Annotated in this window: 3 protein-coding genes; 2 read left to right on the top strand and 1 reads right to left on the bottom strand. The window is 69.7% G+C overall.

What is annotated here, in order from left to right; all coding sequences use genetic code 11:
• Positions 1 to 40: 40 nt before the first annotated feature.
• Together ACQ66H_RS16555 and ACQ66H_RS16550 are read left to right on the top strand one after the other, a co-directional pair.
• Positions 41 to 1,657: a ShlB/FhaC/HecB family hemolysin secretion/activation protein gene (locus ACQ66H_RS16555; protein WP_430434922.1), complete on the top strand. Its 1,617-nt coding sequence runs from the start codon at positions 41 to 43 to the stop codon at positions 1,655 to 1,657.
• A 126-nt stretch (positions 1,658 to 1,783) separates the two neighbouring features.
• Positions 1,784 to 12,400, top strand: a complete 10,617-nt coding sequence (locus tag ACQ66H_RS16550) for a filamentous haemagglutinin family protein (protein ID WP_430434921.1) — start codon at positions 1,784 to 1,786, stop codon at positions 12,398 to 12,400.
• A 23-nt stretch (positions 12,401 to 12,423) separates the two neighbouring features.
• Here the strand turns inward: ACQ66H_RS16550 and ACQ66H_RS16545 are convergent, their stop codons facing one another.
• A complete protein-coding gene (locus tag ACQ66H_RS16545) occupies positions 12,424 to 13,335 on the bottom strand; it encodes a substrate-binding domain-containing protein (protein WP_430434920.1) in 912 nt (303 codons plus the stop codon).

The following is a 13,335-nucleotide window of genomic DNA, read 5'->3' as shown; positions in this document are numbered from 1 at the left end:
CCATTGATCGGCCCAGGTGGCCACGTCCTTTCCGGCATCCATGCACATCGCTGCCATCCAACGCCTTTCACTGCTGTTCGCACTGGCCTTCTGTCTTGGTACCGCATCGGCACGGACGCCCGAGGCCGCGGGCGACACAGCCCGCTTCGACATCTACGAATTCGAGATCGACGGCAATACCGTGCTTCCGGCCGAAGCGATCGAGCGCGCGGTCTATCCCTTCCTCGGCGAGAGGCGCACCGCAGACGACGTGAACGCTGCCGTCGCTGCGCTGGAGAAGGCCTATCAGGACGCCGGTTATCTGACCGTCGCCGTCGGCATACCTGAGCAGGCCATCACCACCGGCGTGGTGAAGCTGGAAGTGACCGAGGGCCGTGTCGAGCGCCTGCGCGTGACCGGCGCCGAATACACGCTGCCCAGCCGCGTCAAGGACGCCGCACCGTCGCTGGCCGAGGGTGAGGTGCCGCATTTCCCGGAAGTGCAGGCCGATCTCGGCCGCCTCGGGCGCAATCCGGACCTGACGGTGACGCCGCTGCTGCAGCCCGGCCGTGTGCCCGGTTCGGTCGCGGTCGAACTGCGGCTGAAGGACGACAATCCCTTCCACGGTTCTGTGGAACTGAACAACAAGCGCAGCGCCGACACCGATGCCGGACGCATCGAGGCGTCGATGCGCTACGACAATCTGTGGCAGCGCCGTCACTCGATAGGCGTCACCTACTTCGTGTCGCCGCGCGACCGCGAGCAGGTCGAGGTGTGGGGTCTGAATTATTCGGCGCCGCTGGGCGAGGGCATCATCGCCGCCTACTACGCGAAGTCGAACAGCAATATCCCGACCCAGTTCGACACCACTTCGCTCGGAACCGGCGATACCGCCGGCTTCCGCTACGTGCGGCCCTTGCCGGACCGGGGTCTGGGCTTCATCCATTCGATCAGTGTCGGCGCCGACTACAAGGACAACGACCAGGACACGCTCGGCATCGCCGGCACCGCCTTTTCGCTGAGTCAGCCGGTGCGTTACTGGGTGCTGTCCGGGCAGTACGGCATCACGCTGCCCTTCGACTCCGGTGCGCGACTGCGTCTGGGCGCCACGCTCAACGTCGGCTCCAACGCGATGAACGAACGCATCATCAACTGCAACGGTGTGCAGGCCGAGCAGTTCGAGTGCCGCCGTTTCGGCGCGCGTCCGTCCTTCTTCGTGTCGCGCTTCGAGATCGAGGGCGCCATGCCCTTCGCCGACGGTTGGGTGGCCAGCGGACGCGTCAACATCCAGCGCAGCAGTGACCCGCTGATCAACAGCGAACAGTTCTCGGCCGGCGGCTTCGACTCGGTACGCGGCTATCTCGAATCGGAGCGCCTCGGCGACGAGGGCGAGCGCGTGCGGCTGGAGTTGGCGACACCGACGCGCCTGTTCTTCGACGACGCCTTCGGCCTGTCGGCGCTGCTGTTCTACGACTGGGCCGGCCTGCGCACACGCGAGGCCTTCATCGGTCAGGACCCGCGCGCCGCGCTCGAAAGTACCGGGCTGGGCCTGCGCATGAATGCCCCCAGCGGCTGGAAGCTGCACGCCGACTGGGCCTACGCGCTGCGCGACGGCGCGGTCGGCCGCACGCGCGAAGGCGACCAGCGTCTGCTGATGAAGCTGGCGTACGAGTTCTGACGCAGGCGCGTCTGCCCATCCGGTCACGGTGCGGGTGATGCCGTGCCGCCCGGGTCATCGTCGCGTCACGCGCGATGCCGACACTGAACACGACGGCCCCTCGTCAGCGGGCCACAGGAGCACGACATGAACCGCGATCGCTACCGTCTGGTATTCAATGAACTGAGCAACACCTGGGTGCCGGTGGCCGAAACGGTCAAGGCGCGCGGCAAGCGCGCACGCCGTGCGCTGAAAACGGGTGTGCTGGCGGCTGCAGTCGCCGCTGCGCTGAGCGGACCGGCGCAGGCCAACCGCAACCTGCCGGTGGCGCCGGTGGTCGGATCGCCCGGTTCGGCGGTGGCGGTACCCAGCTCGGCGAGCATCAATGTGTCGGACCGTCGCATGACCATCACCCAGCACAGCAGCAATCCGGTGCTGCTGAACTGGCAGAGCTTCGACATCGCGCGCGGCCACGCGGTGCATTTCGATCAGGCCAGCAGTTCGATGCGTGCGGTGAACGTCGTACTGCCGGGCGGGCCGCGCAGCGAAATCAACGGCTCGCTGACCGCCACCGGCCAGGTGTTCATCTTCAATCAGGCCGGCATCCTGTTCGGCCCGAATGCCTTCGTCAACGTCGGCGGCCTGGTCGGTTCGTCACTGAAGCTGAACGACGAACTGATGGAGCGCGCGCTCAATTCGCTCGGCTCCACGGCCGCCGCATTGGCGCCTTTCAGCGAGGGCGGCTACGCTGGCCGCGCGACCGGCGACATCACGGTGGCGCGCGGCGCCCGCCTGCTGGCAGCGAAGAACGGCCGCGTGCTGCTGGCCGCACCGAACGTACGTGTCGGCGCCGACGTTGACACCACCATCGATTCGCCGCTGACGCCGGCCCAGCGCGCCGCGCTGCCCGACGCGCGCATCGAGGCGGAAGAGGGTCAGGTGGTGCTGGCGGCCGGCGAGAAGGTGTACATCGCCGACCCGCTGGACAGCCGCCTGCGCGGCTTCCTGGTCGAGGTGGACAACGGCGGCACGGTGACCACCGACAAGGCGTCGGAGCTGCTGTCAGACCGCGGCAACATCACGCTGGTCGGTCTCAACATCCGTCATGGCGGTGCGGCGCGCGCAACGACGTCGGTCACCCTGAACGGCACCGTTTTCCTGAAGGCGCGCGACTCGGTCGAAGGCCGTCTGGTCGACGCCATGTTCCCGGACGCGGCGGCGTTGCCCGAGGGCTCGCAGGTGCCTATCGGTCAGCGCACCGGCAGCATCGAACTGGCGGCCGGCGCGGTGATCGAGGTGACGCCGGACGAGGCGTCGCGCACCCAGACCGCGCGCGACGACGCGCTGTTCCGCCGCTCGGAAATCAATCTGTACGGCCACACCATCGTGCTGGCCGACGCCGGTGCCGACGGCGTCGGCGTGACGCTGCGTGCGCCGTCCGGTCTGCTGCGCATGACGGCCGAGGCCGATCCGCGCTCGGCTGCGCAAACGCTGCCGCAGCGCGACACAGGCTCGCGTATCTACATCGGCGCCGGCAGCGTGATCGACCTTGCCGGCCTGAACGCGGTGGCCGATGCCGACCGCGAAATCGTGCGCGTCGAACTGCGCGGTGACGAGGTGAAGGATTCGCCGTTGCTGCGCGACACCGCCTACGGCCGCAAGCTGTTCGGCAAGGAAATCTGGGTCGATACGCGCAGTGGCACCCAGCTGTTCGACATCGGTGGCTACATCGGCGGTATCGAGCGTACGCTGGACGAGAAGATGACCAGCGGCGGCCAGTTCGTCGCCCATTCGCAGGGCGACGTGCTGACCCATTCCGGCAGCCGCGTCGATCTTTCGGGCGGCACCGTGACCTACCGCGCCGGCGAGGTGAACTACACGCTGGTGCAGTCGGCCGACGGCCGCACGCAGGCGGTCGAGAAGGCTGTCGGCGACCGCGTCTATACCGGCACCGTGGACCGCACGCGCAGCGTGGCCGAGGTTGTCGAGGGCCGCGATGCCGGTGAAATGAAGGTGACCGCCTTCGGCATGGCACTGGATGGCGCTGTCAAGGCAGAGCGCACCGTGGGCATCACGCAGCGCGAACTGGGTACGCGCTGGCTGGGCCCGGGCAAGTCGGAAGTCACCGGCTCGCCGCAGGCCGGCCGCATCGATCTCGAACTGCGTCTGATCAATGGTGTGCAGGCACAGGACACGCGCTTCGTCACGTCCACGACGTCGCGCACGCTGAGCGCCGACGGCGCGCAACCCGACGAATTGTGGGTGCGCAGCGACTGGTTCGCGGCCGGTGTCGGCAGCTTCGATCTGAGCGGCGCCGGCAGCGTCGTGCTGCCCGAGGACGTCAGCCTGACGCTGGGCCCGACCGCGCTGCGTGGCGCCGACGGCAAGTGGAGCGACGGCAGCCGTCTCGCGATCAGCGGCACCGACTTCACGATCAATGGCCGCATCAGCGCCGCTGGCGGCTCCGTCAGCCTCGACACCGATGGCCTGGCCGACAGCGCACCCCGCGTTGACCGCAACATCGCGGTCGGCAGCAAGGCATCGATCTCGACCGCCGGCCAGTGGCAGCGCGATACGCGCAGCACGGCAAGCGGCTATGTCGCGAAGGACGGCGGCAGCGTTACGCTCGACGCCGATAACGATCTGGTGCTGAGCGCCGGAGCCTTGATCGACGCTTCGGCCGGCGCCTGGCAGACCGTGGCCGGCCGCACCTCGCTCGGCGATGCCGGCGCGGTCGCACTCGGTGCCGGCTTCGAGGTCGGCAGCGGCGACTTCGGCAGTGGCGCCACGGTCGGCACCTACACCGGCAACCTGCAACTCGATGGCCGCGTCAGTGCCTACGCTGCCAGCCTGCAGGGGCGCAGCGGCGACAGCGGCACGCTTTCGCTGCGCAGCGCCGCGGTGGCCATCGACGGTGGCGAGACCCGACTCGAAGGCGACACGCTCCATCTGTCGCCGACGCTTTTCTCCGCCTACGGCTTCGGCGACATCACGATTGCCGGCGGCAATCTGGTCGAACTGGGTCGCGAGGGGGCGGCGCTCAGTCTGACCCCGCAACTTGTCACCCGTGCAATCGACGGCATCGGCAGCGCATCGCGCGCGTCGCTCGACGGGCTCGGCACGCTGGCCGTCGCGCCGCGCGCCTTCCGCGACGAGGGCATGCGGCTGGCGTTCGAGTCGGCGTCGGATCTGCAGGGCACGGTGCGCGTGCACGAAGGCACGCAGATCGCCGTCGATGCCGGCGGTGAGATCGAACTGACCGCCAATCGCAGCCTCGAAGTCGCCGGCCAGCTCACGGCGCCGGGCGGCCGCATCGCGCTGCGCATGGCCGAGCCGCAGCAGGACGACATCTATTACGGTGCGTCCATCTTCGTCGCGCCGAGCGCGAAGCTGGACGTCAGCGGCACCTTCGTCGCCACGCCGAACATCCCCTACGTTGACGGCAGCTTGTACGGCGGTGGCACGATAGACATCGCGGCGCGGCGCGGCTATCTGGTGATCCAGGACGGCGCGGAACTGCGCGCCGACGGCAGCAGCGCCGTGTTCACCCAGCGCATTGGCGCGCTGGGTGCGCTGACGCCGACCCGCATCGATTCGTCCGGCGGCCTGATCGCGCTGAATGCGCGCGAGGGTCTGTACGCCGATCCGCTGCTGTCCGCGAAAGCGGGCGGGGCGAATGCCTACGGAGGCGCGCTGTCGGTGACGCTGGACCAGGGCAGCAACAACTGGGGCGATCTGCTGTCGCTGCCGCAGGCGCTGACCGGTCCGCGCACGCTGGACATCGTACAGTCCGGCAACAGCGGCTCGGCCGCCTTCTTACCCGGTGCGGCACCCAGCCCGGCGACCCACGCCGGGCGCGGCGTGTTCGCGCTCGACGCACTGGACGGCAGCGGCATCGCCGACCTGACGCTGGCGGTGCGCGGCAACGGCGGCAACGCCGGCACGCTGCGCTTCGGTGAGGACGTGACGCAGGCGGTGTCGGGCCGCATGGTGCTCGACGCGGCCAACATCGCCGGTGCCAACGGGGCCGACGTCAGGCTGTCGGCCGCGGTGCTCGACTGGACCAACGTCGGCCGCGTGCAGCAGAACCACACCCGGCCGACCGCGGTCGAGGCCGGTGATGGCACGCTCACGCTGTCGGCCGATCTGATCAACGTGGCCGGCAATCTGGCGGCCAGCCGCTTTTCGCAGGTGACGCTGGCGGCACAGGGCGACCTGCGCGCCAGCGCTTCGCCGGCCTATCTGAGCGACGGTGCGCGCCTCGCCACCAGCGGCGACCTCACGCTGCGCGCGGCACAGGTTTACCCGACCTCGGCGTCGAATTACGCCTTCGAAATCCACAATAACGCGAGCGGCACGCTGCGCGTCGAATCGTCCGGCCGTGCGGCCGGTCCGGTGTATTCGGCGCTCGGCACGCTGACGCTGGCAGCACCGCGCATCGTGCAGGACGGACGCCTGGTCGCGCCCTTCGGCAACATATCGCTGCAGTCGCAGACCATCACGACGACCGACGCCGGCAGCACGCGCACGGCGACGGCGGGCGGCACGGTCGAACTGGCCGCCGGCAGCATCACCTCGGTGTCGGCCGACGGCTTGCTGCTGCCCTTCGGCCAGACCGCGCTGAGCGGTCGCGACTGGCTCTATCTGGTTGGCACCGACGGACGCATCGAACTCGACGGCACGCCGCAGAAGAGCATCACGCTGAACGCCGACAACGTCGTGCTGCGAGACGCCGCCGACGGCGAGGCCAAAGCGCGGGTCGATCTGTCCGGCGGCGGCGATCTGCTGGCCTGGGAATGGATCGCCGGCAGCGGCGGCTCCAAGGACATCCTGGCCGGCGCGAAGGACGCGTATGCCATCGTGCCGTCCATCGGCAGCGGCTATGCGCCGTACGACCTGTCGGCCTGGTCGGAGGAAGCCAATGGTCTGCGGATCGGCGACGCGGTGCAGATTCTCGCTTCGGCCAACGGTCTGCCTGCCGGCACCTACACCTTGTTGCCGGCTCGCTACGCGCTGCTGCCCGGCGCCTACCTGATCACGCTGAAGCCGGGCGATCAGGCGCTCGCCGCCGGCCAGTCGGTACTGCGTCCGGACGGCACGGCCCAGGTGAGCGTGCGCACTGCGCAGGCGATGAGCGGTTCGAGCACGGCCAGCGGCAAGGCCTTCACCGCCGAACTGCTGAGCGGCGAACAGGTGCGCACGCGCGCCGAATACTTGATATCGAAGACCGGCGACGTGTTCGACGACGGCCGCAGCACGGCCGACGCCGGTCGCCTGTCCTTGCAGGTTGGGCGGTCGCTGGCGCTCGACGGCGTGCTCGACACGACACGCGCGACCGGTGCGCGCGGTGCCCAGGTCAACATCACGGCGCAGGCGCTCGCCCTGCTCGGCGAGGGTGCAAGTGCCCGCGATGGCGAGGTCGGCGTATCGGTCGCCCAGCTCAATGCGCTCAATGCGGAAAGCATCGTGGTCGGCGGTACGCGGAGCGGCAGTGACACGGACAGCGGCGACACGCTGGTCGATGTACGAGAGTTCGACGCGGCCGGGCAGTTGATACGCGGTGCGGCCACGGTGCGCGTTGACAACGCGGCCGGTCCGGCGCTCACCGCGCCCGATCTGGTACTGGTAGCGCGCGACTCGGTGGTGCTGGAGGCGGGCAGCCAGGTGTCTGCCAGCGGCGCGATCGGCGGGACGGATGCGCAGGCGCTGCGCATCGCCGGCAGCGGCGCCGACGCCGACGGTGCCGCACTGCGCGTCAGCGCCGCCGACAGCGCGCTGATCGGGCGCGACGCGCCGACCGGCGCACGCGGCGAACTGGTGTTGGGGGACGGTGCGCGCATCGAAGGCCGCGGCGTGGTGCTCGACAGCACGCGCGACACGCGCAACCTGGGCGCGGTCATCGCGCTGCCGACCGAAGGCGGGGCGCTGGCGCTGACCGCCTCGACCATCAGTGTCGGCGAGGTCGGTGCCGACGCGCCGGGCCTGCGTTTCGATAATGCACAGCTGGCCGCACTGGGCGATCCGTCGCGACTGACCCTGCGTGCCTACGGCAGCCTGAACATGTATGGCGACGTGACGCTGGGCGGCGACTCGCTGGATCTTTTGCGCATCGACGCTGCCGGCATCGTCGGTCACGACAATGCCGCGCTGACGCAGCACATCGTCGCGCGCGAGGTGCAGTTCACGAATTCGTCGTCTTCACCGGCCGCACCGCCGGCGACCGCTGGCAGCGGCACGCTGGCGGTGAATGCGCAGACCATCGTGCTCGGTGCGACGCCGGACGCGACCAGCGATGCACGCGGTTTCTCGGTGCAGGGCTTCGACGCGGTTAAGCTGGACGCACAGAAGGGCGTGCGCCTGTCCGGCGCCGGCAATCATCACTTCGCAGCCGACACGCTCACCATCACCACGCCGCAGGTGTCGGCCGATACTGGCGCGAGCACGCGCATCAGCAGCGACGGTGCGCTGGCCATCCAGGGCGGTGGTGCGGCGTTGACCGTGCAGGCGGGTGTCGGTGCATCGCTCGCCATCGATGCGCAGCGCATCGACGTGGCGTCGCGCATCGCGCTGCCTTCCGGGCGCATCAGCCTGAAGGCGGACGGCGACATCCGCCTGGCCAGCGGCGGCACGCTCGACGTCGCCGGTACGGCCAAGGACTATCTGGGCAAGACGGTCACGACACCTGGCGGCGACGTGGCGATCGTGTCGCGCGAAGGCAACATCGCGCTGAGCAGTGGCGCGCGCGTCAACGTGTCGGCGGCGGGCAGCGGCAGCGCCGGATCGGTCACGCTGTCCGCGCCAGAGGGCGACATCGAGGTCGCGGCCGGCGTGCTGCGAGCGCTGTCCGCAGGCGGCGCCTCCGGTGGTGACTTCTCGATCGACACCCGCGCTGCGGCGAGCCTCGACGGCATCGCTGCGCTGACCGGCGACTTCACGCGCAGCTGGCAGGCGCGTGTGCGCGAAGGCGACACCCGCCTCGATGCCGATGTGAAGGCGCAGACCATCGCGATCTCGGCCGACGCCGGCTCGCTCGCCATCGGTGGCACGCTGGACGCTTCGGGCGCCGAGCGCGGTGGCCGCATCGAACTGACGGCGCAGCGTGCGCTCGACTACGTCGATGGCATGACGACCGGCGCTGGCGATCTGGTGCTGGAAACCGGCGCGAAGCTGGACGCACGCGCCACCGAATACGTGGCCGAAGCGGTCGGCACCCGTGGCGAAGGCGGCACCGTGGTGCTCGAAGCCAGCCCGCGTGCCGCCGGCGGCGAAAGCGGCCCGGCACAGGGCGGCCGGCTGCGCATCGTCGATGGCGCGCAGATAGACGTCGGGACCACGTCAAAGGTGGTGGGCGGCGTCGAACAGACCAGCGCCGCGCGCGAAGGCCAGGTTTGGCTGCGCGCCGAGCGCACCGGCAACACGGCGGTCGCCATCGACGGCAATCTGCCGGCGGCGATCGACGGTGCGCGCCATGTGTTTATCGAAGGCACGCGCGTCTATGGCGGCAGCACGCTGAACATGTCGGCGGCGCACGCCGACGCAGCGGCGATGACGACGGCCGCGGCCGTCGCGGCGACCCGCGCGGCGCTTGGTCTGCCGGCGACCGACGCGGCCGGCGATACGCGCTATCACGTGCGCCCGCACATCGAGTTCCGCGGCGAAGGCGACTTCAGCATCGCCGCGACCGATCTGGCGAACTTCACCTATTCGGGCGGCACCGAGGCGGCGTCGCTGACTGTGCGCGCGGCCGGCGACCTGAACGTCAATGGCACGTTGAGCGACGGCTTCGGCCGGCTCAATGCTGGCAGTCAGACCATCGTGCTTGGCGCGCTCGCCGATTCGGGTCTGACACAGAGCCGCTTCGCGCTCGGCACGCGCGATACCGCATGGTCCATCCGGCTGGCGTCGGGCGCCGACCTCTCTGCGTCGAATGCGCTGTCGCTGCAGACGCTGGATGCGCTGAACGCAGCCGACAGTGGCGACCTGACGCTGGCTGCCAACACGCAGGTGCGCACTGGCGCCGGCAACATCGAAGTCGCGGCCGGCCGTGACCTCGTGCTGGGCAATCGCGCGGCGATCTACACCGCCGGCTATCAGGTGGCGCGTGGCACCGAGTTCGGCACACAGACCCTGCTCAACCTGAATGGCTCCGGCAACAGGCAGGCCGAGTACGCGACCGACGGCGGCGACGTGGCGCTGCGCGCGCAGCGCACGATCGCGGCGACCGAAGCGAACGGCATCGTCGGCGACTGGCTGCTGCGCCAGGGCGCGCTCGACGCCAACGGCAATTTCCTGTCCGGCAGCAACCAGCGCAACACCACCTGGTATGCGCGCATCGACCAGTTCAGCCAGGGGGTGGCCACCTTCGGCGGCGGCGACATCCATGTCAGCGCCGGCGAGGACATCCGCAATCTGGGCGTCTACACGGTGTCGAACGGCCGCCTGTCGGGTACGGCCGGCAGCGCGCCCGATGCCGCAAACCTGACCGTGCTGGCCGGCGGCGACGTCGCCATCCGTGCCGGTGGCGACATATCGAGCGCCGTCATGATGGTGGATCGCGGCGTGCTGACCGCGCAGGCCGGCGGCGCCTTCGACAGCGCGCGCGGCAATGGCGCCGGTTCGGTGCTGCTGCTCGGCGAGGGTTCGGCGAAGCTCGCTGCGGCAGGTGCCATCGACCTGGAAACCATCGCGTCGTCAACCGCGGTGCGGCAGGCGAGCAATACAACGACGTCCAACCGGTCGAGCTACTTCTTCCGTTACGGCGCCGACAGCCGCGTCGATCTGCTGAGCTTCGGCGGCGCGGTAGAGCTGGCGAACAATCCGCTGCCCTGGGGCACACTGGCGCTGTGGGAGGGTAATGCGCCGCTGCTGCCGAGCTCGCTGAACGCGGTGGCGATGGGCGGCGACCTGACACTGGGCAACGGCATGGTGCTGCTGCCGGCGGTCTATAACGACCTGCTGCTGGCTGCCTCGGGCAACCTGAAGCTCAACACTGCCGATGGCGGTGTGTCTTCGATCAAGATCGCCGACAGCGATCCGTCGCGCGTGCCCTCGCTGCTGCGGCCGGCGGCCAATGCGAACAGTGTCTTCTGGGTCGAACTGGCCAATCCGAACGTGGTGTCCGGCCTGCGTGCGCACGACGCCAACCTGAACGCCAACCGCGTGGTCGAGACGGTGCGACTGGTGGCCGAGGCCGGCGACATCCGTGTGCCGGCGGTCAGCGCCAACCTTCCGCTGGTGATCAACTCACCGCAGCCGGTGCAGGTGGAGGCCGGTGGCGACATCGAGAACCTGACGATACGTTCGCAGCACTTCAGCGACAGCGACGTGACACGCGTGCGCGCCGGCGGCGACATCACCTTCACGGCAGTGACCGACTCCGCCGGTACGCCGGACAGCAATGTGGCCGAAGGCATACAGACAGGCGGGCGCGGCAAGCTCGAGGTGATGGCCGGTGGCAGCATAGACCTCGCCAACTCGTTCGGCATCGTTACCCGCGGAAATTACGACAACCCCTGGCTGGACGAGGTCGGCGCCTCCATCCTGGTGCAGGCCGGCAGCGCCCGCTTCGACGGCGCGGCATTGCTCGCCGCGCTGCGCGGCTCGAACGATCCGTTCGACGCCATCATGCTGTCGCTGTCCGGCGCGTCGTCTATCGACACGCTGCTGGCGGGCCCGGCCGGCAGCACCTTCGGCCGCATCCGCAGCGAAGGGCGCGCATTGCTGGCGGCGCGCATTCAGGAACTGGATGCCGCCATCGTGCAGCACATGCGCGCCGGCGGCGCCGATCCGCAGACCAGCGACGCCCAGCTGATCGCCGCTTTCGCGGCGCAGCCGGCGGGCGAGCGCCAGCGCTTCTTCGAAGCGCAACAGCCTCTGCTGTCGGCATTGCTCAATGCCGGCCTGAATTACGCAGGCAAGCTGGGCGACGCGCTCGGTGCTGGCAAGGACGGCTATGCGCCGGGCGTGGCACTGATCGAGGCGGCTTTCCCGCAGGCGAACGAGGCGGGCAACATCAACCTCTTCTTCAGCCAGGTGAAGTCGGAACAGGGCGGCGGGGTGAATCTGTACGCGCCGGGCGGCAGCATCAATGTCGGTGTTGCCGGCGCCGGTGCGAGTTCGGCCAGCGCGTCGCGCCAGGGCGTGTTCGCTATCGGCGAGGGCGAAATCAATGCGGTCGCCGGCAGCGACTTCCAGCTCGGCCCGTCGCGCGTGTTCACGCTGGGCGGCGGCGACATCCAGATCTGGTCGAGCTTCGGCGACATCGACGCCGGTCGCGGCTCGCGCACCGCATCGGCGACGCCGCCGCCGCAGGTGCGCATCCGCGGCGACCTGGTGGTGCTGGACATCAGTGATTCGGTGTCAGGTTCCGGCATCGGCACGCTGAAGAAATCGCCCGAGGTGCGCGACGCCGACATCCGACTGTTCGCGCCGTCGGGCGCTGTGATCGCGCTGGACGCGGCGATCCGCTCGTCCGGCAACATCACCATCGGCGCCGACCGCGTGCTGGGCGACTCGATACGCGCTGGCGGTTCGATCAGCGGTTCGGCCACCGTGGTGGCTGCTGCGCCGGCGGCACCGCCGGCCGCGCCCCCGCCGTCGGAAGCGAACAAAGCGGCCGACCAGGGGCAGGGCGCCGCGGCATCCGGTCAGAAGGAAGAGCGCGACCGCAGCTCCATCCTGACGGTCGAACTGGTCGGACTGGGAGAGGAGAGCACGGCCGCGGGCTGCCGACCGGACGACGAGGAGTGCGGCAAGTCGCTGTGAGCGCGTCCGCGAGGTGACGTGCGTTACTGCGGCGCCGCCTCGCGCAGCCGCCCCAGCGGCGCCAGGTCGTAGCCGCCCAATCGCGCCGCAAGGTCGCGGCTGTCGTCGCTGGCCAGTTCGGCGAGCAGCTGCTGCAGCAGCGCGCGGAAGTAGAGCGTGCGCGGCATCACGAGATCGAGCGCTTCGCTGCCCAGCGGCAGGAAGTGCAGGTTGAACTCGCCGGCCGCGGCGCGCGTTCCCGGTGCGCAGTCGCCGGCACCGCTGGCGACCATGAAGGCGGCTTCGCGTTCGGTGGCGGCGACCTGCACCGCCTCCGGTGAGGTGAGGCCGGCGGCGCTGCAGGCCTGGGCGAAGAAGTGCTGCGAGCCGGCGCCTTCGCCGCGCTGAATGAGCCGCGGGCGGCGCTCGAACAGCTCGCGCAGGCCGCCGACGGAGGGCAGCGTGCGTGACAGCATGACGCCCTGTTCGCGCAGCGCCAGTTGCACCATCACCCAGTTCGAACTGCCGGTGTATTCGCGCAGCAGCAGCGCGTGCCGGCGCGTCGCGTGGTGCGCTTCGCCCCAGTGGATGGGGCAGGCGTTGGCACGCCGCTGGGCGAGCAGGGCCAGACCCTTGCGCGTGCCGCAGGGGCTGTAGGCGATCAGCGTGCCGTCGTCGGCGCGCTGCGCCAGCCGCGCGATGCTGTGCGCCAGCCAGGGGTCGTCGCTGCCGGCGATCAGCAGGCGGTCGGCCAGCACGCCGCCGTGCGTCGATTCGAGCAGCCAGTCGTCGAGCAGCTTGCGCGGGAACAGCCACTTGCCGGTCACCTTGGTGGCCGGAATGCCGCTGTCCTGGATCATCGCGTACAGCGTCTTCTCGTTCAGGTGTAGGTAGGCAGCCGCTTCGCGCGCCGTCAGGTAGGGCGAGGGCGTCGTGTCGTCGCCGTCGGCGCTCAC

The sequence above is a fragment of the Methyloversatilis sp. genome, assembly GCF_965284615.1.
GTDB lineage: Bacteria > Pseudomonadota > Gammaproteobacteria > Burkholderiales > Rhodocyclaceae > Methyloversatilis.
Note: the sequence above shows the minus strand (reverse complement) of the source record. Positions and strands in the feature narration are given on the sequence as shown.